At 45.2% G+C, this 21,478-nt stretch carries 24 protein-coding genes; 9 read left to right on the top strand and 15 right to left on the bottom strand.

Annotation, left to right across the window (positions count from 1 at the left end; all coding sequences use genetic code 11):
* The first annotated feature begins 237 nt into the window (after positions 1–237).
* Both CP950_RS07685 and CP950_RS07680 read left to right on the top strand, forming a co-directional pair.
* Entirely contained in the window at positions 238–756 is a 519-nt protein-coding gene (locus CP950_RS07685) for a bestrophin-like domain (RefSeq protein ID WP_096674059.1), read from the top strand.
* A 21-nt stretch (positions 757–777) separates the two neighbouring features.
* Positions 778–1,050 (top strand): hypothetical protein, encoded by a 273-nt coding sequence (locus tag CP950_RS07680; protein WP_096674057.1) that lies wholly within the window; start codon positions 778–780, stop codon positions 1,048–1,050.
* An 84-nt stretch (positions 1,051–1,134) separates the two neighbouring features.
* Here the strand turns inward: CP950_RS07680 and CP950_RS07675 are convergent, their stop codons facing one another.
* From CP950_RS07675 to CP950_RS07650, 6 genes are all read right to left on the bottom strand, one after another.
* A complete protein-coding gene (locus tag CP950_RS07675; RefSeq protein ID WP_096674055.1) occupies positions 1,135–2,601 on the bottom strand; it encodes an amidohydrolase family protein in 1,467 nt (488 codons plus the stop codon).
* 32 nt (positions 2,602–2,633) lie between these two features.
* A complete protein-coding gene (locus CP950_RS07670) occupies positions 2,634–3,302 on the bottom strand; it encodes an amino acid ABC transporter permease (protein ID WP_096674053.1) in 669 nt (222 codons plus the stop codon).
* A 5-nt stretch (positions 3,303–3,307) separates the two neighbouring features.
* Positions 3,308–4,036: an amino acid ABC transporter ATP-binding protein gene (locus tag CP950_RS07665; protein WP_096674051.1), complete on the bottom strand. Its 729-nt coding sequence runs from the start codon at positions 4,034–4,036 to the stop codon at positions 3,308–3,310.
* On the bottom strand, positions 4,033–4,692 hold the full coding sequence (locus tag CP950_RS07660; protein WP_096674049.1) for an amino acid ABC transporter permease: 660 nt from the start codon (positions 4,690–4,692) through the stop codon (positions 4,033–4,035). Before CP950_RS07660 ends, CP950_RS07665 begins: the two co-directional genes overlap by 4 nt.
* A 19-nt stretch (positions 4,693–4,711) precedes the next feature.
* Positions 4,712–5,464 (bottom strand): transporter substrate-binding domain-containing protein, encoded by a 753-nt coding sequence (locus tag CP950_RS07655; protein WP_096674047.1) that lies wholly within the window; start codon positions 5,462–5,464, stop codon positions 4,712–4,714.
* 78 nt (positions 5,465–5,542) lie between these two features.
* Entirely contained in the window at positions 5,543–5,977 is a 435-nt protein-coding gene (locus tag CP950_RS07650; RefSeq protein ID WP_096674045.1) for a cupin domain-containing protein, read from the bottom strand.
* Between the two features lie 245 nt (positions 5,978–6,222).
* Here CP950_RS07650 and CP950_RS07645 point away from each other — a divergent pair, with 245 nt between their 5' ends.
* Both CP950_RS07645 and CP950_RS07635 read left to right on the top strand, forming a co-directional pair.
* Positions 6,223–7,323 (top strand): FAD-dependent oxidoreductase, encoded by a 1,101-nt coding sequence (locus tag CP950_RS07645; protein ID WP_096674043.1) that lies wholly within the window; start codon positions 6,223–6,225, stop codon positions 7,321–7,323.
* 338 nt (positions 7,324–7,661) lie between these two features.
* Positions 7,662–9,026, top strand: coding sequence for an APC family permease (locus tag CP950_RS07635; protein WP_096674039.1), 1,365 nt, complete (start codon positions 7,662–7,664; stop codon positions 9,024–9,026).
* Between the two features lie 20 nt (positions 9,027–9,046).
* Here CP950_RS07635 and CP950_RS07630 read toward each other — a convergent pair whose 3' ends face one another.
* Together CP950_RS07630 and CP950_RS07625 are read right to left on the bottom strand one after the other, a co-directional pair.
* Entirely contained in the window at positions 9,047–9,484 is a 438-nt protein-coding gene (locus CP950_RS07630) for a cupin domain-containing protein (protein WP_096674037.1), read from the bottom strand.
* Between the two features lie 301 nt (positions 9,485–9,785).
* On the bottom strand, positions 9,786–11,072 hold the full coding sequence (locus CP950_RS07625; RefSeq protein ID WP_096674035.1) for an MFS transporter: 1,287 nt from the start codon (positions 11,070–11,072) through the stop codon (positions 9,786–9,788).
* 156 nt (positions 11,073–11,228) lie between these two features.
* Here CP950_RS07625 and CP950_RS07620 point away from each other — a divergent pair, with 156 nt between their 5' ends.
* Positions 11,229–11,819, top strand: a complete 591-nt coding sequence (locus tag CP950_RS07620) for a GNAT family N-acetyltransferase (RefSeq protein WP_165766433.1) — start codon at positions 11,229–11,231, stop codon at positions 11,817–11,819.
* On the opposite strand, the gene CP950_RS07615 is transcribed toward CP950_RS07620, so the two are convergent.
* The 5 genes from CP950_RS07615 to CP950_RS07600 form a co-directional block, all read right to left on the bottom strand.
* On the bottom strand, positions 11,816–13,153 hold the full coding sequence (locus tag CP950_RS07615; RefSeq protein WP_096674032.1) for an NAD(P)/FAD-dependent oxidoreductase: 1,338 nt from the start codon (positions 13,151–13,153) through the stop codon (positions 11,816–11,818). The two genes, CP950_RS07620 and CP950_RS07615, sit on opposite strands and share 4 nt — an antisense overlap.
* Positions 13,154–13,290: 137 nt before the next feature.
* Positions 13,291–13,434: a hypothetical protein gene (locus CP950_RS09975; RefSeq protein WP_165766432.1), complete on the bottom strand. Its 144-nt coding sequence runs from the start codon at positions 13,432–13,434 to the stop codon at positions 13,291–13,293.
* A 53-nt stretch (positions 13,435–13,487) separates the two neighbouring features.
* Positions 13,488–14,093 carry a DsbA family oxidoreductase gene (locus CP950_RS07610; protein ID WP_096674030.1) on the bottom strand — a complete coding sequence of 202 codons (606 nt, stop codon included), beginning with the start codon at positions 14,091–14,093 and terminating at the stop codon, positions 13,488–13,490.
* Positions 14,094–14,276: 183 nt separating this feature from the next.
* On the bottom strand, positions 14,277–15,104 hold the full coding sequence (locus tag CP950_RS07605; RefSeq protein ID WP_096674028.1) for an SDR family NAD(P)-dependent oxidoreductase: 828 nt from the start codon (positions 15,102–15,104) through the stop codon (positions 14,277–14,279).
* A 43-nt stretch (positions 15,105–15,147) separates the two neighbouring features.
* A complete protein-coding gene (locus CP950_RS07600; RefSeq protein WP_243391953.1) occupies positions 15,148–15,924 on the bottom strand; it encodes an LON peptidase substrate-binding domain-containing protein in 777 nt (258 codons plus the stop codon).
* Positions 15,925–15,943: 19 nt separating this feature from the next.
* On the opposite strand from CP950_RS07600, the gene CP950_RS07595 reads away from it, so the two are divergent.
* Together CP950_RS07595 and CP950_RS07590 are read left to right on the top strand one after the other, a co-directional pair.
* Positions 15,944–16,264, top strand: a complete 321-nt coding sequence (locus CP950_RS07595; RefSeq protein ID WP_096674026.1) for a hypothetical protein — start codon at positions 15,944–15,946, stop codon at positions 16,262–16,264.
* A 3-nt stretch (positions 16,265–16,267) separates the two neighbouring features.
* The gene (locus CP950_RS07590) at positions 16,268–17,050 is read left to right on the top strand and encodes a S1/P1 nuclease (protein ID WP_096674024.1); all 783 of its coding nucleotides are present in this window, start codon (positions 16,268–16,270) and stop codon (positions 17,048–17,050) included.
* A gap of 170 nt (positions 17,051–17,220) precedes the next feature.
* On the opposite strand, the gene CP950_RS07585 is transcribed toward CP950_RS07590, so the two are convergent.
* Positions 17,221–18,075 (bottom strand): RMD1 family protein, encoded by an 855-nt coding sequence (locus CP950_RS07585; protein WP_096674022.1) that lies wholly within the window; start codon positions 18,073–18,075, stop codon positions 17,221–17,223.
* 251 nt (positions 18,076–18,326) lie between these two features.
* On the opposite strand from CP950_RS07585, the gene ahpC reads away from it, so the two are divergent.
* Together ahpC and ahpF are read left to right on the top strand one after the other, a co-directional pair.
* The gene (ahpC, locus tag CP950_RS07580; protein WP_096674020.1) at positions 18,327–18,890 is read left to right on the top strand and encodes an alkyl hydroperoxide reductase subunit C; all 564 of its coding nucleotides are present in this window, start codon (positions 18,327–18,329) and stop codon (positions 18,888–18,890) included.
* Between the two features lie 130 nt (positions 18,891–19,020).
* Positions 19,021–20,589, top strand: coding sequence for an alkyl hydroperoxide reductase subunit F (ahpF, locus tag CP950_RS07575; RefSeq protein ID WP_096674018.1), 1,569 nt, complete (start codon positions 19,021–19,023; stop codon positions 20,587–20,589).
* A 67-nt stretch (positions 20,590–20,656) separates the two neighbouring features.
* On the opposite strand, the gene CP950_RS07570 is transcribed toward ahpF, so the two are convergent.
* Positions 20,657–21,340 (bottom strand): DUF2461 domain-containing protein, encoded by a 684-nt coding sequence (locus CP950_RS07570; RefSeq protein ID WP_096674016.1) that lies wholly within the window; start codon positions 21,338–21,340, stop codon positions 20,657–20,659.
* Positions 21,341–21,478: the final 138 nt, after the last annotated feature.

Here is a 21,478-nt window from a genome sequence, read left to right as displayed (position 1 = left end):
CCCGATCAATTTCTCACTTCTTTTTAATTTAATTCAATCTTACACTCTCCCTACTATCGGATCTTCAATGAAAAGGTAAAAGGGATATGCACCATATTTGATTAAATTTAATCGCACTCAATAAGCAGCGCCGCAGACTTGCAATTGACGATATTGTTGGGCTGCTTGAGATGCCGCCTAATTAAATATACTTTCTGATAGCATGTTCTTTATATCTAAGCCCTCACCCAATAAAGTATGAACTTCAAAACTGCACTAGACACTCTTTTTTACTCCTCTGACTCAACCATATTCTTGAGCGTGCTTGTGACCTATGTTGCCTTCGCAATATTCATCGTATGGATTGTTTATACGCCGCGATTAAGAGACTTTTTCTACAGCTTTAGAGGTATTCACGGCACTTTTTATAGCCCAGCCGCGACCATGTTTGCTCTTGCGGCAGCATTCATGGGCTCGACACTGGTTGGCAGCTTTAATGCGCATACAGACGCGATTCGCGCAGAGCGAACTGCCTTATTGCAGTATGTGGATTTCGTAAATAACACCCCTTTATTAGCCAATAAAAACTTGCAATATCAGGTGAAGGACTATTTACAGTCTGCTATGGAGGAAGAATGGCCACTGCTAGGGAAAGAAACGCTTTCGGTCCACACGGGTGAGATATTTCAATCGATTTTTAAACAAACGGTTGCGGTTGCACCCCTTCTTGAAGGCACCCAAGCAGGACGAGAACTCGCAACGATCTTAGACTCTTGATATCAGGCTCGATCGAAAAGAATGTCTTTTCGGTGGCACCAAGTAGAGCATTTGCGCTGGGTAGTGTTGTTTGTAGTGGCTTTTTTGCTCCAACTTGCAGTAGCTGCACCCCACCTCGCTGGCTCAAAAAGAACCATGAGTTTGGCTATTGGCATCACCACAGCTCTCATCATTGCCGTCATTACACCGCTAGCCTTGTCGGTTGACCAATACAGTGGTTCGATAGAGGTATCCATGTTGCCGCTGAATGCGGTTTACGACGTCCTTAGCCTGCAATTTACGGATGATAGATAAGGAACTAAATGTTCAGGCACCAGTCATTAGCCGGGTAGCCTGATCTTGCATGCCCCGTTTCAGAGACCTTTTTTGGATCGTTATTTATTGCAATAAGGCAATTTGCTTTTCAAAGCGCGCAAACTTGTCATCCAGTAATTGAATTTGTGTAGCCTTTTCTTGCTCACTCAGGAAGGAATAGGAAATGCTGTTGTAAATGGTTTTCTTCAATGTTGAATAAGACGGTTTATAGCGACTTAAGTACAGCAGGTATTCCTGACTGATGCTTCCCCTGGAAACGCCCTCATCATCACTAGAAATAACAATCGGAACACCATTTTTAGCGTAAAGAATAATCGGGTGACTTTGGCCAGCTATTTTTGCAATAAATTCATTACTGGTTAAATTGATTTCTACAGCAATCTTCTTTTGCTTCATTTCTTGCATGAGTTCATTGAAATTACGCTCATACACAATATCTAAACCATGGCCAATGCGCTCAACGCCGGCAATGCGAACGGCCTGAGTGATATGGTTTCTCAGGTCCTCAGGTGGCACCATCCCCAATGCCAACTCCCCTGCATGAAAAGAGAGTCTTGCTTTAGGAAATTTCTGCTTTAAAAAACGGGCCATTTTCATTTGCAAGGCGTAGTCCCGCATTGAAACAAACTCATTCTCTGGCCCAACAATATTTACACCAACAATATTGCTGGATTTTTGACTGGCTACAAAAGCGGCGTAGAGCCGTTCAAAAAAGGCATTGGGCTCTTCATTTCTTAAGGCGTAGGCTTGCGCCTTGATGGTAAATGCGGAATCGTTGATTTGCGAAAAAAGAATATCAATCGACTCAACATAATCACGAATCGCCTGTTGAAAATCTTGATCTTGCTGTAATTCCTGAAAAGAGGATTCCAAGGCCTCATTGATCCTGAGATCTTCTTGGGAGCCCAGTAAATGGTTTTTGTAATTACTGGCTTTACTGCCTCTAGAAGGGGCTATCTGAAAAGTAGTCTCTATGTATTGCAAATTTTCATCTTGTGCACGACTTTTTAAGATCTGCAAACCCTCTTGATTAAAGGCATATGCAATTGGAAAAAAATAAGCAAAGGTGCTAAAAAACTGCAGATCCGCCGGTTGTGCATTGTCAAAATCTTTATCAGACCAATGCTGCAATAGACGTGTATAGAATAAAGTATCTGCACGCACTAAAGAGGCGCTGATACATTCTTGAGTAGCATCCTCGCTACCCTTCACTACTTGGGTCTCAATCTGAAAATTCGTGCGATGAATGCAATAGCCTTTTTTCTCAACCCAATCTAAATAGGTTTCAGCATAAAGTGCGCCAACATAATGATGATGAATGTCGCCCCCTTTTGGTAAATAGTGAATGAACTGTTGCAGTTGCGCAATTGGCAGGGATGATGGACTCATCATGCTCTGGTAATACTTTTCAGTAGCCCGATAATTTGTTTTTATCTCGCTCTGCTCAGCCCCATGAGTCAGCGGCACTATCAATGCCATCAATACCATCAGGCAGATGAGACGCTTGAATAATCCCATATTAAAAGTCATAGTTTGCAGTCAAGTAATCTGGGAGCAATGGTCTAGGCACTTGGAATAATCATGCGTTTTTCAATGCTGCGGGCTAGCATCACAATGACTGAAACCAAGAGCAAATACACCAAGGCAGTAAGTAAGTAGGCTTTAAAGAATTGGAAATTGGTAGAGGCTAACTCCTGCATCCGCGCGAAAAACTCGGTGTATTGAATTAAAAACGTGATGGAGGTATCTTTAAGATTACCGATGACTTGGTTTGTGAGTGCCGGCACAGAAGTACGCAAGACTTGTGGCAGCGTAATGAAACGAAATATTTGTGATGGCTTGAAGCCTTGTGCTGTAGCAGCCTCAATCTGACTGCTATCAAGTCCGTTAAAGGCTGTTTTTAAGTAAGCTGCATTGTAAGCAGCCACATTCAAGGTAAAGCCAATTACAGCAACCGTAAATGGATTCAAGCGAATGCCACTTTGGGGAAGCCCGTAATACATCAAAAACAAGAGCACGATCAGGGGCATACCAATAAAGAAAGAAATGTAGCCATTGGTGACATTACGTACTAACCCACTCTTGCTAAGTGTGAGGTAGAAAACAAAGATGCCCAATACAAATCCGGTGATACTGATAATGACTGCCAATTGCAGAGTGTTTACAAGACCCGCCAAAATGAGAGGCATCTGCTCCAATAGGTCACGCTCGAAGGCACCCCAAGAAGTCATGCTATCTACTCCCTCTTGCCGAAGAATGCTTGCAACTCTGGATCAGAGTGATTGCTCGCTAAAACGTCAAGCCGCTCATCCGCTCGGATAATGCCCTTATCCAAAAACAGCACTCTGTCAGAAATGGTGCTGGCAAGACCAAGATCATGCGTTACACAAATCATCGTAATTCCATTGTGGTGCAGGCGATTAATCAACTCGCCGACATCTCGGGACATCACTGGATCTAAGGCTGAGGTTGGCTCATCGAGCAGGAGCACTGCTGGATCCATTGCTAAAGCCCGTGCAATTGCAACGCGCTGCTTTTGACCACCTGACAATTGAGATGGGTATTTACTTTGATGGGGCACCATGTCAAATTGAGCTAGCTCATGCAAGGCCTTTTCATTGGCCTGTTTTAGACCAATGCCCTCTAGTTTACGTAAAGCTAAGGTGACATTTTCCAAAACGGTCAGGTGGCTATATAAGGCAAATTGCTGAAATACAAAACCAATCTGTTTCCGCAACTGTCGCACATCGACGTTGGGGCCCAAAATTTCTTTCGATTGAAATTGAATCGACCCAGAGGTAGGCTCAACCAGCCGATTTAAACATCTCAACAAGGTTGATTTACCGCTACCAGAAGAACCCATCAAGACCTTCACGTCGCCTTGCGCTAAGTCTAAATTAATCCCTGAGAGCACAACTTGATCGCCAAATTGTTTGGCAAGCTCTCGGATAGCGATGACTGTCATATCGCAGCTTCTTTCATACTTGGAATTTCATAATATTTTTGGATCAGTTGAACGCCAAGCAATAGAATTCGGTAAATTAAAAAATAGAGAATTCCCACTGCAAGGTAAATCTCAATGCCCTGCAGGGTATTGGCGGTTAAGGTCATCGCCTCTTTGGTAATCTCCGGAATGCCAACAGTGTAAGCAAAGGGTGAATACTTCAGGACGGAAGTAAATTCATTGACCATGCCGGGTGTGGCAAAACGCAGCATCTGAGGAATTTCAATATATCTGAGGACCTGAATGCGGCTCATCCCCATCGCTTGCGCTGCAAGAATTTCTGCTGGGTCAACTGAATTAAATGCCCCACGAAATACTTCTGTTAAATACGCGCCGGCAACTAAACCCAGGCTGAGAGCCATGGCCATTAATGGGGGTGGCTTGAGACCAATACCAGGAAGGCCAAAATACACCATAAAGAGTAAAACCAATACAGGCACGCCACGAAAAACATAGGTATAAAGATCGATGAGGCGTGAAACGCTGCTGATCGATAGTCGATGTAAGCTAGAAAGCAGCAGGCCAACCGTCAGGCCAGTCATGCTGCAAACTAAGGTTACAACGACGGTATAGAAAACACCATTTCCCAGCGCCAACAGGATATTTACTAGACTCATATCCGTATTTTCTGGAAAACTACTTCATCCATTTATCTAAGATAGCCTGAATCTTTTCTGGAGCAAGTTCTGCGAGATATTTATCAAAATCATCGCGTAGCTTTGAGCCTTTAGCAAAGGCAAAGCCTAATTTATCGTAGCCCTTAAATACATAAGCACTTTGTAATGGCAGCTTGAGTTTGTTTTCGTAATTCAAGAGCACGGGCTCTTCGATAAATGCCAAATCAATATTGCCATTCTGCAGATCCGTTACTACTTCGGCATATGAAGGATACAGCTTGACCTTGCTCAAAGAGTAGTAGCCTTTTGGCTCCAAGTCATTTTTAATTAAATCGTCGTAAGCCATGCCACGAGGATAACCAATTGAATACTTTTTGAGTTCACTTAAATCGGTAATCTGAATATTTTTGTTCTTCATGCTCACCAAATGCCAAGAATTATCGTAATAAGGCTGAGAAAAATCCATCGCCTCCTTACGCTTGTCGGTAATCGAGATACCCGAAAAAGCGACATCAGCTTGACCACTGGAGACCGCACCAAGCATTCCCTGCCAATCGTAAGGAGTCACCTTCAAGGTGCACCCACGGGATTGGCAATAGCCTTGAAAAATATCCATATCCACTCCCGCAATCTGACCATTTTGCTCAAATAACATGGGGGGCGATGATGGCGATACGGCCACCTTTATTTGCTTTGAATTCGTACCTTCAGAACAGGCAACCATCCCAAGACCAAAGACACTTACCAGCACTAGCAATAAGAGGCGCTTCATTAACAAACTCCTAACATTTAGAATGAGACATCACAATAAGTAAGTACTTTAAAACAATTGGGCAGGGCACAAGTAGTTTTATTCCTGCTTAACGACTAAAGGTACGCCCACCTCACCAACATAAAACATGATGAGTTTGACTGGCTCAGATCCCTTGTTTTCGCCATAGTGCCACTGGTTTACTAGCTCTACGATCGAATCGCCTTGCTTAAGCACTAGTTCTTTACCACTTTCAGAAATCACCGTAAGGTTGCCTTGCATGACAACCCCGGCATTAATCACAGGATGCCGGTGTACCGGCAATCTCACCCCTGCGGGTATTTCATAGCTCAGAATCGTGATTTCAGGATTTTGACTCGGGTAAGGCGGTAAGGGACTTCCATCCCATTCCTTGGTTGTTTTTAATATTTGCGTTACTTTGACTTGGGCTTGAGCAGGATCCGCTTGAGCTTGAACTTGAAGACTAAGAAAAGAGGCTATTAACGCGACAGAGATAACAGAAAAATAATGCATCGACTTTTGCTTTCTAATAACACATGGTGGAAGAATGAGCGCTAGCACGCCTGTCTAAAGCGCTTTTTAATCAGTACTCTTGTCACAAAAGTGACATCCTTAATTTACTAAACTGCGCATAGGGTATTGAGCCTAGTAATCCTGTACTACTTAAGCTCATTTTTCAACTTTGCAGATTAATATATCTTGGCAAAAATATTTTCTTTTATTAACTTGCGTCAGAGTAAACAAGAATAAGGCATTACATGACTGAAGCAATTGAAGTCAGAAATATCATTCCACCACAGCTTGCACAGGCCAATTTGGGTGAAAAGATTCTGGGTTATCGCCCCATGAAACACGGCATGCCCAATTTAAGTATTGAGAAAACAAATAGCAAGGTTATCGCACATAACTATGGTCATGGCGGAAGTGGCTGGACTCTCGGTCCTGGATCTGCAAGATACGTTAATTCTTTATTAATAGATTCACCAGATACCAATAACTTACTAAATCAATCTAGTCCCATCGCCATTATTGGCGCTGGCTTGGTCGGCTTATTTACTGCCTACGATTTAATCAAGCGCGGCTACTCAAATATCACCATTTATGCCGAAAAAATAGATTCATTGACATCTCATATTGCCGGCGGTCTTTTAGCTCCAGTCTCCATGGATAACGATCATGAAATGCAATCCATCATTGACCAAATTGGCATTGAAGCCTATCGTTTTTATGATGATGTAGCCAGAAATAAAAATAAGGATTTTAAAAAAGGAGCTCGCTTAGTTCCTAGCTACTTTAATAGTAGAGAAGATTCTGGACTTGAATCCTATGTTGGTAAAGTCATCAATCCGGCTAAAGATGTACTGCTGAACTTTGGCAATGGTACAACTCGCCAAATGGTTGTCTATGATGACGGCATTTTTATGAATACCGCACTTCTCATGGATGAGTTACATGATTTTATCAATGCGCACCGCATCCCCATCGTTCCTGGGAAAATTCATGCGTTTGATGAACTGGGCCAACAGTTTATTTTTAACTGTAGTGGACTCGGCGCAATTGAGTTAACGGGAGATGCGACTCTAGTGCCGGTTCAGGGGCATTTGATTATGCTCAAGGATCAAGTTCCTGAAAATATGGACTATATGATTTTGGTTTATTTTGGTGAAGGCGAAACTGAAGCGAATCAAAAGGTAAAACGGTCTTTTTATCTTTTCCCCAAGCATTTGCCTCACTCTGCTCCCCGAGATATTGGAGTGCTAGGCGGCACGTTTATTGAGGGCGGTAGCCCCGATAAACCCAATCTAAAAGAATACGACGCCATCATCGATGAAGCGAACCGATTCTTTGGGCTTCAATAAACTGTAGTCGAGCTCATCTCGTTTTTCTGGGGCGTACTCAGGAATTCAGTAGTTGCCGTATTCGCTCAATAGTCTCTGGCATAGGCGCTGATATTGAAACTTCAAGCCCCAAATCTCGCGCTATCCGATTTACCTTCATGGGGTTAAGGGGGATCCCTCCCCGATCGATTGCCTTAATAAGTTGCCTTGCCGCTACCACAGGAGCAGATGGTGGCAAGGCGGCAGGCCTAAACCAGTTTAAGATGTGCGAGAAAATGGGGTTCATAGCCTTAAACAGGAGACGATTCAATGAGAAACTGGAATTCTATGCGCATACAAAATTACAATAACAAGTAATTATGAAAACAGAATTGCAAAAGGACTCCTTGGGCATAGTCCAATCTATCCTGATTGGCGTTGCTGGTTCAGCCCCCTCTTACAGCATCTCCGCCACTTTGGTTGCCCTTATTGCCGCCGTGGGCGTACTTGCCCCAGCTAGCTTACTGTACTGCGGATTTTTAATGATTGGCATCGTGCTGGCTTACATGCACCTCAATCAGCACCGCCCAAACTCGGGGGCATCGTATTCCTGGGTAAGTGAAATTTTTAATGCCAAGCTCGGGTTTTTTGCGGGCTGGACGATATTAGTCGCATCCGCCTTATTTATGGCATCCGCTAGCATTCCAGCAGGCTCAGCCACTTTGATGCTTCTTCACTCTCCGTATGCAGAGTCTCAATTTGCGGTGACATTGTGCGCGCTCGGCTGGCTGGTTGCAATCACACTGATGGTAGTACGAGGCATTGGCCTGACCTCTAAAGTGCAAATTGTGATGACCTTGATTGAGCTCACTATCATTTTTATTTGCTGCGTCGGCATTGTTCTGAAATTTGGTGCAAACGCGATTCATCAACTTACTTGGGCAGAGTTTTCTCCTTGGGCGTTTACACCGAGCAGCTTTTCTAATGGTGCCGTCATTGCCCTGTTCTTTTTTTGGGGCTGGGACGTCGCTATCAATCTCACCGAAGAAACTAAAAACCCTGAGAAGGGCCCAGGGTTCGGTATCGTTGGGGCAATGATCATCATATTGGCAGCCTTCGTGGCATTTGCCAGTGTGTCCTTAATGGCCCTCAACGATGAAGAGCTAACCCAATCGGGTACCAATATTATTTTTGTCGTGGCTGAGAAAATGATTCCCCGCCCTTGGAGTTACCTTGCAGTTCTCGCTTTAATTCTGTCTACTATCGGCACTATTGAAACCTCTATGCTGCAGTTCTCGCGCACCATGTTCTCTAAATCACGCGATGGCGTATTTCATAGTCGCTGGGCGAAGGTGCATGCTAGCTGGCGGACCCCCTATTTAGCGACATTCTTAATTGCGGCATTTGGCATCATCACCCTCCTACTTTCTTTGGGCTCTAGCAGCATTGCGGAAGTAATGACAGCCTCAATCAATATTATTGGAGTTCAGGCGGCTTACTATTACGGTTTAGCGGGTTTTGCCTGTGCTTGGAACTTTCGCAAGCAAGCCATTACGTCACCAAAACTCTTTATCACTATGCTGTTATGGCCGGCCATCTCCGCTATTGCACTATGGATCGTAGGGGTCTTAGCCATGCTTGGCTTTAATGAATTGACTTTAGCTATTGCGGTGGGCACCTTACTCATGGGCTTTATCCCAATGTCAAGAATGCGACGCCATAAACAAACCACTGGTGCAGACTAATCCGACTTAGTAGATTTTTCTTACTTCCAGGGAGTCACGGGTGGAACTTGCGCGGGACCTACGGCAACAGGTACGCTCCCAAAATCAGCAGGTCCGACGATTTCGATATATTCCATGTCCGGTGAATAATCAAAGAGGTAATGGACAATTCCGGGCGCCTGATGAACGACATCACCAGCCTCTACTAAAGTGGGCTTATCTTCATACATGAATCGTGCCCAACCCTTGGTCATGATCACAATCTGAAACTCAGCCACATGGTAGTGCCAACCAGTGCCTTCCACTGGGGGCTTATTTGCTTTTACTATGTGTGCAATCACCTTGCCATTCGTTGCCTTGGCAACGCCTAGGTCGCGATACAAAAAGAAGTCCCGTAAGCCACCTGGTAAAAATTGTGTGTCCTGAGCTTTTACATGTGAAAACTCGGTGTCCCGAGCAGTTGGAGTGCTTGCGTTCATGGCGTATCTCTCTGTCAATCATGACAATGGTGTTGCGGATTCTCAAACGCATACGAAATCAGTGGCTGTATTGAGAATGTGCAACTGGTAAATTCACTATACGCTTGTTATGAAAATAAAACTGGGGTCAATCCAAGAAAAAGGTGTACCGAAGCGCACCTTTCTTTGTTACATCACATCTTTTTTTACTAATCCTAACTAAAATGACATCGGCATCAACGCAGGTCAATCCTTGTTTTCACCTGTTACTGCTTTACCTGAATTTTCCCAAGAAAAGGTAGAAACTAACGCAGTTATTTCCTTAAGGCTGCGCCTTTTCTAAAACACGGGCGATTGGCGCATTTGTCATTAACAAATAGATGCCGATACAGAGCAGCAATACTGCCAAAGAAGCCACATAGTAAGCCGGCGCCATTGAACTCAAAGGTATAAGAAGACTTACGAAAATTGGTGTGAGTCCACCAAATACGGCGTAGGATATGTTGTAGGAAAATGAAAGGCCTGAGTAGCGCACTTCGGGTGGAAAAGATAAAACGCCTATCGTAGGAACAAGGGCAATCACTCCCACAAAAAAGCCGTTTAGTCCGTAAAGCGGCAGCAGGTAAGTGGCTGATATAGCCAGCTGATAGTAAAGCAACAATGAGCTAGCTGCCAAACCAAGAGCTCCAAACAACATGACGCGCCCTACTCCCCATTTTCCGGCTAAAGCGCCAAAAGTAAGACAACCAACTGAAAGGCAGAGGGTCGCAAACATATTGGCTTCTAAGGTCAACTTAGGAGGAATATGAAACTTCGTTTGCAACAAGGTTGGTGTCATCAGAATCATGGTGATGATGGAGGCGGCTAAGACCCAACTCAATAAGGCGGTCAAGATGATCGCAGGTCGATGTTCGCGCAAGACTTTACGCAAAGGAATTTCTGAACGTTGCAATTGGGCCTGCATTGCTTGGAAGACGGGAGTTTCATGCAACCACTGGCGCAGCAACACGGCAACGATACCAAATACACCTCCCAGAATAAAAGGCCAACGCCACGCTCCAGATAAGATTTCTGTATGGCTATAGAAAGAATTCACGAGCGAGGCCACAATCGCGCCCAAAAAGATTCCACCGGTTAAGCCCGCTGTTAAGACGGCGCAGGCAAAACTGACATGTCTGCGCTCGACGTGCTCAGAGACAAACACCCAAGCACCTGGCACTTCACCTCCGATCGCAGCACCCTGCATCAGTCTAAAGGTGAGTAACAGAATAGGTGCCCAAATACCAATATCAGCGTATGTTGGCATCAAGCCAATAGCCAAGGTAGGTAGCGCCATTAAAAAGATACTGAAAGTGAATATTCTTTTACGGCCTCGCGTATCACCAAAGTGCGCCATGATGATGCCGCCAACGGGACGGGCTAAATAGCCTGCTGCAAAAATGCCAAAGGTTTGTAGCTGTCGCAACCAGTCCGGAATATGGGCAGGGAAGAATAAAGCGCCAATTGAGGTAGCGAAGTAAATAAAGATGATGAAATCATAAAACTCAAGAATGCCACCTAGGGCAGATAGGCTCAGTACTTTAATTTGAGGGCGACTTAGAGCGGTCATTCTGCATTCCTATAATATTTATGCAGATTCTATAGTAAATTCCGGCAGTTACCGACGCTAAAGGGGAGGGTTTTTCTTGAAATCGAACGCTTCTAAATGGGTAAGTTAGGGTATTGTTTACAGTGTAATTACCTCACTCTTCGCCCTTCTTACCCCATGGATCAACTCACGCCGAATCCCGAACCCCATCCCGCCCTACGTTCTGAATATATTAGAGCCTGGCCTGTGATGATTGGTGGCATAGCGGTCGGCGAATATCGCATCAGGCCTATTACCCCCGCAGACCGAGCGGGCGTACTCGACTTGTTTGTTCATCTTTCCGCCAAAAGCCGATATTTTCGCTATGCGCATGCCATGTCCACCTTACCAGAGGCTTTATTGAATGCCATTATTCATGCCACCAAAAAGGATGACTTGGCCCTAGTGGCCATGATCCAGAACGAAGATGGCTCAGAAACACTTGCAGGAATCGCCCGCTTTATCAAAGATGTTCACGGCACAGAAGGTGAATTCTCATTATCAGTAAGCGATGAACATCATCGCGAAGGAATTGGTTCACATTTAATGCAGGGCATTGTAGATTGCTCTAAGCTGAATGGCTTATGCACCATTTATGGGCAGGTTGATAAAAAGAATGCGGACATGATCTCGCTCATGCGCCACCTCAAGTTCGACCTCAAAACTTCAGAGGAAGATCCCCATTCTTTTATTGCCTGCCATCGCAATGCATCCAATAAACAGGCTTAGTGGAGCTTCACAACAGAATCAGTACGACGATGGATGGCACGGCTAATCGTATCGAGTATGACTTTTATCCAACCATGTAAGGCCAACTGATGGAGCTTATACAGACTGAGATACATCAGCTTGGCAAAAATACCTTGCACCATTAAGCTGCCGCCAATCAAGCCACCCATCATGCTACCCACGGTACTGTACTCACCCAAGGAGACCAGTGAACCGAAATCGCGGTAACGATACTCCTCAAGAGGTTTGCCCTTAAGAATCTGATTAATCTGATTGTATAAATGGGATGCCTGTTGATGCGCTGCTTGAGCTCGCGGAGGAACAATGCCACCCTTACCGCCATTGGCCTCTGGCCAAGGGCAGGCAGCACAATCACCCATTGCAAAAATATGCGGATCACGCGTGGTTTGCAAGGTAGGCAAGACGACTAACTGGTTAGCATGATTACTTTCGAGACCGCTAATCTCTTTTAAGAAATTAGGCGCCTTCACACCAGCAGCCCACACAATAAGTTCAGCGGGAATTTCTACACCGCCAGCGAGATACACCTTGTCTGCAGAAACTTTTTCCACCTTGGAGTTCACAAGCACTTCTACGCCTAAATCCGCCAATAATTTTTCAGCTGCCCCAGAAATTCTAGGGGGAAGCGCTGGCAAGATTCTGGGAGCCGCCTCAATTACGATAACTTTTAAGTCTTTATCGGGATCGACTCGATCCATACCGAAAGCAATCATTTCACGGGTGGTGCGGTGTAGCTCGGCCGCAAGCTCAACTCCTGTTGCTCCTGCACCAATAATCGCGACATGCAATTGGTGTGGGGCCAATGGTGAAACCTGAGTTTGCGCTCGCAGACAGGCATTGAGCATGCGCATATGAAAGCGTTTCGCGTCTGCCAAGGACTCGAGGCGTTGGGCATATTGCTCAACACCAGGTGTTCCAAAATCATTGGTCAAGCTGCCGATAGCAATCACCAAGGTGTCATAGGGAATAGTGCGTTCGGGAGTAACGATTTCCCCAGCATCATCCAAAAAAGGAGCAATCGTGATTTCTTGCTTTTCACGTTCAATGTTCATCAATTCGCCCAGACGAAAGGAAAAATGGTGCCAGTGCGCTTGGGCTATGTAGTCAAGCTCTTGATCTGCGAGATCCAGATTGCCTGCGGCAACTTCATGCAACTTTGGTTTCCAAATGTGGGTACGGTTTTTATCCACCAGAATGACGCTGACTTTCTTTGCACCCTTGTTTGAAGAGCGATAGCGGTCGCCCAGCTTGGTGGCCAGCTCTAAGCCGCCAGCCCCTCCGCCCACGATCACAATTCGATGCATTTCATTCATCACTTATCTCCACTTCCTTGCGCCACTATGAATACTTAATAAATCATTCTATCAACTGAATCGAGTTAATAAGCTAAATTCAGGCAGTCGCAGGTAGGCAGCCTCTCTGATGGTGCGGCGAGGTCTTTTTGGAGGGCTTAGCCCGCTTGCGCTTTACCTGCGCTTAGCTTATCCGCACTTCTTTGTTGAAAATCAACCATGGCATCCCCGCCCATTTGATGACACGGGCAGTGGTGCCCAAGAATCCAACGGGCCAGCTTAATGCGTAATTGTTTAATCATGTCGTATCCCAAGAGAATCAATCAGTCGATAGGCACTATCGAGCGTTACGCTTTTATAACACCTTAGAAATAATAAGATCAAGCTCATCTGGGGTTTTGTACCCTATCACTGGTGTAAAGCTTCTTGGTGAAAAGTCTTTTTCACCAATGAGCATGGCTGGCACACCCTGAAAGCCGTAAGTTCTAAATTCTTGCTCATCCAAAATCACTTTAGAAGTCAACTTACCATCACGCCACGCAACATTCAGCGCATCTGAATTAAGCCCAAGTCTATCTGCAATCTTCAGAATCTCTTCCTCTTTGCTAATGTCAATCTCACGATTAAAAAATGCATCGAACAAGGCAATAGCCATCTTTAGGGAAAGACCTTGCACATCAGCAAAGTAAACACTCTCTTGTGCCAAACGAATGTTCGTTAAGTACTTGGGGGATATCAACTTGAGGTGGGCCTGCGCAGCAATTAGTTCTTGGGAGGCAGCCTGTAAATTCTCTAAGTACTCTGGTGTCGGGGTCATGACTTGCTTGTCAGGATTTAACTCAAATGCCCGCCAAATAATTTCAATAGCATCACCGTACTTATCTTTTAACTTCAGGAGCACTAAGGTTTGTAGGTAAGAAAATGGGCACTCAAAGTCGCCCCAAATTTGAATTTGAATCATGTGTCTTTATGCTTTTTAGCGAACAGCCTTATTGAATATTCTTAAACGAGTAATAGAAAGGCAACTGCATGATTCCACTCTTTTATAAGAGTGCCCCATGTTATACCTATTAGAATAATCACGCAGAAAGCGACAAACTTCGTGAAATGCTAGGGGTTTTTAGAGCCCCGTGCTTGGAGCATCTTAGGTATAGGCTTGAACCGCTTCCACACTGTACTCCCACAATTCTTTTTGTAAGTTGGCATTTCGAGCCAAGGGAGAAGTCTTTGCCGGCTTGGAGTCTGAGAAGTACTGCCCGTTTGAAAAAGGCTCTTGTGTCTGCGCGCAAAATAGAGTCGTTCGTGCACCCGCTTTTGGTGTTTTGAGAATAGGTAACCACGTCAATGCCTTCAAGGGGCCGGGAACATGTCGCCAAAGTGATGACCGAATTACGCCAGGATGCAAGCTATATGCCGTAATGCCTTGATATTCAGGGCGCTTGGCAATTTCATTGATATGCCAAATATTTGCCAACTTAGAGAATCCGTACTCGGTAAATGCTGAGACAGAAGTAGCTTTAGTCCGCAACTGATCCCATCCAGGGAATTGACACTTCCAATGGGCATTGCTTGCGACATTGATAATTCTTGCTCCCGGCGTCTTCGCTAAGACAGGTTGAAGTAGTTGAGTCAGCAAAAAGTGGCCTAGGTGATTCGTACCAAAAGCAGATTCGAAACCTTCCTGCGTGAGACTCTTCTCCCCTAAGACTCCAGCATTATTAATAAGCAGATCCAAGGGTTCACCCAAGCTTAAAAAATGGCTGGCTACGCTCTTCACGGATGACAAGCGATCAAGTTCCAAGGGAATGAAGTGCGCTTGCCTATGAGCTGCAATCTGCGCTAGATGCGCAATCAATTCAGCTGTTTTCTCTTGCGAACGGTTCGCCAGAAACAGATTGCAGTTTTGCAAAGCCAAACCAATTGCTGTCTCCCGGCCAATTCCGGAGGTGCTACCAGTAATGAGGACGTTCATCTTTAATTAAGGTCCGAAGCGTTTCTACTGAACACTAACAGCGCTAATGAATAATCAAACTATTAATGTCCTGATCACCAATAATTTCAGAAACCAAATCCAAACGAATGCGCGGATTCGTTTGAGAAAGCAAGTGATTTTTCTGAATTAGTGGAATGGGCAAGAGTTCCGCAAGTCGATTGGATACCCAAGCACAATCATCTAATTTATAGGGTTGTTTAAAAAGACTGTCCCCCAGTAATTCATTACTGCTAATTACCTGAATCAGCTCATTTAACAAGGCTGAGATACTGCGATGTTCTTCCGGCACAGGTATAGATGAATCATTGTCGAGCAGCGCGATTTGACCCAGCCACAGACCGTCTGGCTCTTGTTTGGTATCCAGCAGCGTAAAGCGTTGCGTACCGAACGATTTCGTCATATATAAGGCTGGCTGTATGGGATCGAAATCCTCAAGCATCGCCAGCGTACCGATCTTGGCAAAACGCATCTGCGGTGCTTCGCCAGAACTTGGCTCATTTTCTTCAAAGATACTGATAACGCCAAATGGAGTTTGGTCTTTTAAGCAACGCTTGAATAAATCCAGGTAACGGGCCTCAAAAATCTTTAGGGAAATCACGCCACCAGGAAACAGTACAGTACCAAGCGGAAATAAAGGAAGCCACTGGGTAGGGGTATTTGATTCATTCATGGGTCTAATGTAATGGATTTGCATCAATTTTGCTGAACGACGATCTGCAAATGTGACAGCTTTCATAAAAATAAAAATAATGAGGTCAACTCCCATTCTGAAGAGGGCGTTATAGAAGAAATGCTGCACTTCTCTATCAGGGGGTTACATGAAATCTATTCAAAAAACACTTATCACCACTGCCTTAGGCTTATCCATCTTCGCTTTTTCAGGCATCAGTCATGCGGGTGGGTGGCACGGTGGCTGGCACCGCGGCTGGGGAGGACCTGCTTTTGTCGGTGTAGCAGTCGCCACTCCATTTATTGCTGCTGGCTACTATCAAGCTCCCATTTACGCCCAACCCACCTACGCTCAGCCTGTTTATATTCAGCAACCCGCTTATGCGCAGCAAGTCATCGTGCAATCGGCTCCGGTTTACTACAATAGGCCTTATTACGGCAGACCCTATGAGTACGCCAGACCATATTAAAGTATGCCCACCAGCCCCTTATTGAAATTTAGCCTTTGCCTTATTAGTCTGATTGCGTACTGTCAGCTCAATACGGCTTTGGCATGGGGAATCGAAGGCCACCAAGTCATCGCCGCCATCGCGCAGGAGAATCTCACCCCAAGGGCCGCGTTAGAAGTAAAACGTTTGCTAGCTACCGAGTCGAATGCCACCTTAATCAGTATCTCGACTTGGGCTGATGAAAATAAAACGCGCGCTAACGCCCCATGGCATTACGTGAATTACCCAAGCAATAGCTGCGAATATATTACTACTCGAGATTGTCCTGACCAAGCTTGCGTGATAGGAGCGCTTGAAGTCCAAACCCGCGTATTAGCGTCAAACGTTTCTGATGAAAAAAGGCTGCTTGCGCTAAAGTGGGTCACGCATCTCATGGGAGACATACATCAACCCCTCCATGCAAGTCACAAAGAAGATCGGGGCGGCGGCACTTATCAGGTTCAGGCATTTGGCAAGGAGACCAATCTTCATGCAGTATGGGATATTGATTTAATTAACAATTTACAAGAAACCACACCAGCCCTCAGTGCGCGCTTGTTGGCCAATCAGCAAGATGTTCAGCCAATCACTACGAGCATTCCCATCAACATTGCGCTTGAATCTTGCAAGATCGTTCACAAAGCGGATTTCTATCCCGCACGCACCTTGGATCAGCAATACCTTTCAAAATACACCTCAATACTGGAAGCAAGACTGTGGTTAGCTGGCCAGCGGCTTGCGCAACTCCTAAATAACGCCCTTCAGTAACATATGTAGTAAGTAACTTTGCTCGTTTGGGCGGAGCAATCCATCAAAGCTAAACCCTGATGACAGAAATGGTAATGGCATGTTGAATGGCGCTTGGCATATTGTGAAAATGTAATTTCTTTTTTCACTCAGAAAGTAAGCGCCTTAGGGTGCTTATTTTTTGTCTACCGCTAATGAAAGAAATACCCATAAATTGAGAGCAGCAGCTCTATAAAAATGAGAACCAGGATATAAATCTCCACTTTGTGCGAGCTAGAGTAGCGTATGGCCTCTAGCAAGGTCGTTGCTGTACGACCAATGGTGGACAGCTGGTGCTCAATCAATAAAGACCGCTCGGTTAATTCATATTCATCTTCTAAACGTGCGTGGAGCAAGACCAGATCAGCATTCGTCAATAATGAATTGAAGCGATCCGTGACGTCACCACGGTTAGCCATGCGCTGTTCAGCAAGGAGCATCGTGCCCACGGTTTTCATTAAGGTGCGGGTGTTGATGGAGAATGCGCCGTCATCAGCGAGATCTAAAGCGAGTGGTTCAATCTTGTCAAACTCACTACTCAAACGACTTTCTAAAAAATCAATTTGATTCGACTTGGCCAAGATTTCACCCACAATCCGAATCCGGTCCAAATCTGGGGTGTGCAAGTAAATATCGTCGCCTTCAGGCCCCTCCTCATGATCGGGGTCAATTAAGATCTTGACGGTTTCCTCAGAAAAGGTTTCTTGGATACCAGTACAGGCAGGTTCTAATAAATGAATTAACCACTCTCGGTCATTGTCATTCGCTGCAAAGAGCACCACGCAACCGAAGCGAAAGATCACTGCCACCCCACCAGAGGGTAAGCGCACCGTCAACGGCGCTAAAGAAATGACAGGCAAGGTCTTGAGCTGCTTGGTTTCGATATGGTTTGCCACATTCAAAACCAGCGCTGTTAAGCGGTCAGCTAGGTCTAATTTCTTGCTAGAGCGTCCAGCTAATCGACCATCCGCATAGATTGGTAAATTCAGATTAGGGGTCGTTGGCATGGTATTTCAATTCTAGTCCAGCAAAATAGACTTTTCTGTGCTTTCCGCTGCATAGGCATCAATTAGCTTAGCAGGCAGTTTTATCAAGGGTCTCACCTCTTTCACTATTTTGTCGCAGAATAGCTATTGAGCGGCAATTTTTATAATCTATTTATTTGATAGCTATTATCAAATCAATTCATTAGACAAATATCTAGCTAGCACTCAGAATTCACCTGTAGTCAATTTTTTCCAACCCTGAAAGGAACACCATGTCACTTATTAACACAGCAGTTCAGCCATTCAAGGCCCAGGCTTTCCATAATGGTAAGTTTGTTACCATTACTGATGAGAGCATCAAAGGTAAATGGTCTGTTTTCATTTTCATGCCAGCTGCTTTTACTTTCAATTGCCCAACAGAAATTGAAGATGCGGCTGAGAACTATGCTGCATTCCAAAAAATGGGTGCAGAGGTTTACATTATCACTACCGATACCCATTTCTCACACAAAGTATGGCATGAGACTTCTCCTGCTGTAGGTAAAGCACAGTTCCCATTGGTTGGCGATCCAACCCATGCCTTGACTAATGCGTTTGATGTACATATTGATGAAGAAGGTTTGGCACTGCGTGGCACATTCATCATCAATCCAGAGGGAATCATCAAGACGGTTGAAATTCATTCCAATGAAATCGCCCGTGACGTTGCTGAAACTCTGCGTAAGTTGAAAGCAGCTCAGTACACAGCAGCACATCCAGGTGAAGTATGTCCTGCTAAATGGAAAGAAGGCGAAGCAACATTGACACCTTCTTTGGATCTCGTAGGCAAGATCTAATTTAGCAAAGCACCGCGAAGCAATCAGACTCTCTTCGGAGAGTCTATTGGAGAGGGTTTACTCCTCTCCAATAGACTCACTAATACACAAAACAACAGACTTAATAAGCACATACACTAAGGAATCAATCATGTTAGATAACAATATTAAAGCCCAATTAAAGGGATATTTTGAGAGGATAGTTGCCCCTATTACCCTCATTGCGAGCTTGGACGACAGCCCCAAAGCAGCTGAAATGCTCGAACTCTTAAATGAAGTAGCAGAGCAATCCGACAAAATCACTGTGCAGACTGATGGCCAATCTAGCCACGTTCCCAGCTTTACTGTTGGCAAAACTGGTGAGGCCGCACGTATTACCTTCTCAGGTATTCCAATGGGCCATGAGATGACCTCTTTTATCTTGGCCATCTTGCAAGCCAGCGGCTACCCGCCGAAGGTAGAAGAGGAAGTCATTAAGCAGATTCAGGGTTTGCAAGGGAAATTGCATTTTCAAACCTTCATCTCTTTGTCTTGCCATAACTGCCCCGATGTTGTCCAAGCCCTTAACTTGATGGCAGCATTAAATCCCAACGTTGAACACGAAATGATTGACGGCGCGCTGTATCAAGGCTTGGTTGATCAGTATGAAATTATGGCGGTGCCTACCGTGATCATGAATGGCGAAGTATTTGGTCAGGGCCGCATGAGCACCGAAGAGATCGTTGCCAAGCTCGATACAAGTAGCCCTGTAGAAGCCATTAAAAAACTCAACGCCAAAGAAGAGTTCGACGTACTCGTAATCGGTGGTGGCCCTGCTGGTTCTGCTGCCGCGATTTACGCAGCGCGCAAGGGCATCCATACTGGCGTTGTTGCCGAACGTTTTGGCGGACAGCTCATGGATACCTTGGGCATTGAGAATTTCATCTCAGTAAAAGAAACTGAAGGGCCGAAGTTAACGCAGGCGCTTGAGCAGCATGTGAAGACCTATGACGTGGACATTATGAATCTTCAGCGGGCAAAAGCAATTCATAAGACCGATCATGGTGTTGAAGTCGAGTTAGCGAATGGCGCCATCCTCAAAAGCAAATCCGTCATTATCAGTACAGGCGCACGCTGGAGAGAAATGAATGTGCCAGGCGAAAAAGAATACCGCAACAAGGGCGTAGCTTACTGCCCGCATTGTGATGGTCCTTTGTATAAAGGCAAACGCGTGGCTGTCATTGGTGGTGGTAATTCTGGTGTAGAGGCTGCGATTGATTTAGCGGGCATTGTTAGTCACGTCACCTTAATTGAATTCGATACTAAATTGCGCGCCGATGCGGTATTGCAGAATAAGTTATATAGCTTGCCTAATGTGACTGTCATTAAAAATGCCTTGACTAAAGAGGCCTTGGGTAACGGCAGCAAAGTGACCGGTTTGCAGTATGAAGATCGCGCCACTAAGACAGAGCACGTGGTTGAGCTCGAAGGGATTTTTGTGCAGATCGGCTTGTTGCCAAATACTGAATGGCTTAAGGACAGCATTGACTTATCGCCCAGAGGTGAAATTAAGGTGAGCGATAAAGGCGAAACTTCCATGCCGGGTGTCTTTGCGGCCGGAGACTGCACTACAGTGCCCTTTAAGCAAATCATTATTGCGATGGGCGAAGGCGCGAAGGCCTCATTGGGTGCATTTGATTACCTCATTCGCTTAGAAGTGCCTGAAGCTGCTATGGCCTAAGCGTTCAATATCAAAGAAGTATCAACAGCCCCCGAGTGAAAACTCAGGGGCTTTTTTAATACACTTCTTACTCAGCAAACTTTTCCAAGGCATGCCAGCCAAAACTGAGTAAAGGCAGTAGGTCTTTAGCAAAACTAGTCACTTCACTAACTAAGTCTTTCGAGCAAATGACCTGACGTGGTATTTGCTTACGAATAATCCATCCCTTGAGTTTGATTGCCTTTTCTATCTCTGGCGGGACGTTGTCAAAGCCTCTCGGAATGCGCGCCAAAGAATAGGAGTAATCCAATTCATAGCCTTTGCGTTTTAAGGACTTCTCTAATGCGACCCAAGCCTTAGGATTGTCTAACATGCCCATGCGCAGCTTCTTCAGAATATGGCTCTCGGGTTGCATATAACCCGCCGCCATTCGGCTACCCAAGGGATCCAAGCGAAAATACAGCACTCCAGGCGACTCTTTATCCCCTGTTCTGGTGAATAAGCCGCTCGCGTGCATGTTGTACGGATGCTTGGCTTTTGAAAACCGGGCATCGCGATTAATTCTGAAAAGAGACCTCTTAGTATCCCCCCACAAAGGAATCTCTTTCTTTGCCAGACTTTCGGACAGCGCTTCTGTAAAGCGTTTCATGGGCTCTCGAACAAATTCTTCGTATTCACCACGATGATCGGCAAACCAAGCTCTGTTTTGGTTATTGGTCAAATCCTCCAGAAAGAGGAAGGCTTTGGGGCTAAAACCGAGAAATTCGCTCATTATTAATTAGTTGTTTGCTGATGAATCAAAACTGTAGTCTAACTGCCGTGGATTCACAACTGAGCCATTGAGGGTGGGCTTGTCCCAATCCAGAATTGTCTTAGTGACTCACAGAGGATGTATGCTTGTGAAAAAACA

This window comes from Polynucleobacter meluiroseus (assembly GCF_900205755.1).
Classification (GTDB): Bacteria; Pseudomonadota; Gammaproteobacteria; order Burkholderiales; family Burkholderiaceae; genus Polynucleobacter; species Polynucleobacter meluiroseus.
Note: the sequence above shows the minus strand (reverse complement) of the source record. Positions and strands in the feature narration are given on the sequence as shown.

Excerpts from the sequence above, each read along its gene's own strand:
- CP950_RS07685 (WP_096674059.1), top strand. The coding sequence starts at position 238 with ATGAACTTCAAAACTGCACTAGACACTCTTTTTTACTCCTCTGACTCA.
- CP950_RS07680 (WP_096674057.1), top strand. The coding sequence starts at position 778 with ATGTCTTTTCGGTGGCACCAAGTAGAGCATTTGCGCTGGGTAGTGTTG.
- CP950_RS07675 (WP_096674055.1), bottom strand. The coding sequence starts at position 2,601 with ATGACTTTTAATATGGGATTATTCAAGCGTCTCATCTGCCTGATGGTA.
- CP950_RS07670 (WP_096674053.1), bottom strand. The coding sequence starts at position 3,302 with ATGACTTCTTGGGGTGCCTTCGAGCGTGACCTATTGGAGCAGATGCCT.
- CP950_RS07665 (WP_096674051.1), bottom strand. The coding sequence starts at position 4,036 with ATGACAGTCATCGCTATCCGAGAGCTTGCCAAACAATTTGGCGATCAA.
- CP950_RS07660 (WP_096674049.1), bottom strand. The coding sequence starts at position 4,692 with ATGAGTCTAGTAAATATCCTGTTGGCGCTGGGAAATGGTGTTTTCTAT.
- CP950_RS07655 (WP_096674047.1), bottom strand. The coding sequence starts at position 5,464 with ATGAAGCGCCTCTTATTGCTAGTGCTGGTAAGTGTCTTTGGTCTTGGG.
- CP950_RS07650 (WP_096674045.1), bottom strand. The coding sequence starts at position 5,977 with ATGCATTATTTTTCTGTTATCTCTGTCGCGTTAATAGCCTCTTTTCTT.
- CP950_RS07645 (WP_096674043.1), top strand. The coding sequence starts at position 6,223 with ATGACTGAAGCAATTGAAGTCAGAAATATCATTCCACCACAGCTTGCA.
- CP950_RS07635 (WP_096674039.1), top strand. The coding sequence starts at position 7,662 with ATGAAAACAGAATTGCAAAAGGACTCCTTGGGCATAGTCCAATCTATC.
- CP950_RS07630 (WP_096674037.1), bottom strand. The coding sequence starts at position 9,484 with ATGAACGCAAGCACTCCAACTGCTCGGGACACCGAGTTTTCACATGTA.
- CP950_RS07625 (WP_096674035.1), bottom strand. The coding sequence starts at position 11,072 with ATGACCGCTCTAAGTCGCCCTCAAATTAAAGTACTGAGCCTATCTGCC.
- CP950_RS07620 (WP_165766433.1), top strand. The coding sequence starts at position 11,229 with ATGGATCAACTCACGCCGAATCCCGAACCCCATCCCGCCCTACGTTCT.
- CP950_RS07615 (WP_096674032.1), bottom strand. The coding sequence starts at position 13,153 with ATGAATGAAATGCATCGAATTGTGATCGTGGGCGGAGGGGCTGGCGGC.
- CP950_RS09975 (WP_165766432.1), bottom strand. The coding sequence starts at position 13,434 with ATGATTAAACAATTACGCATTAAGCTGGCCCGTTGGATTCTTGGGCAC.
- CP950_RS07610 (WP_096674030.1), bottom strand. The coding sequence starts at position 14,093 with ATGATTCAAATTCAAATTTGGGGCGACTTTGAGTGCCCATTTTCTTAC.
- CP950_RS07605 (WP_096674028.1), bottom strand. The coding sequence starts at position 15,104 with ATGAACGTCCTCATTACTGGTAGCACCTCCGGAATTGGCCGGGAGACA.
- CP950_RS07595 (WP_096674026.1), top strand. The coding sequence starts at position 15,944 with ATGAAATCTATTCAAAAAACACTTATCACCACTGCCTTAGGCTTATCC.
- CP950_RS07590 (WP_096674024.1), top strand. The coding sequence starts at position 16,268 with ATGCCCACCAGCCCCTTATTGAAATTTAGCCTTTGCCTTATTAGTCTG.
- CP950_RS07585 (WP_096674022.1), bottom strand. The coding sequence starts at position 18,075 with ATGCCAACGACCCCTAATCTGAATTTACCAATCTATGCGGATGGTCGA.
- ahpC (WP_096674020.1), top strand. The coding sequence starts at position 18,327 with ATGTCACTTATTAACACAGCAGTTCAGCCATTCAAGGCCCAGGCTTTC.
- ahpF (WP_096674018.1), top strand. The coding sequence starts at position 19,021 with ATGTTAGATAACAATATTAAAGCCCAATTAAAGGGATATTTTGAGAGG.
- CP950_RS07570 (WP_096674016.1), bottom strand. The coding sequence starts at position 21,340 with ATGAGCGAATTTCTCGGTTTTAGCCCCAAAGCCTTCCTCTTTCTGGAG.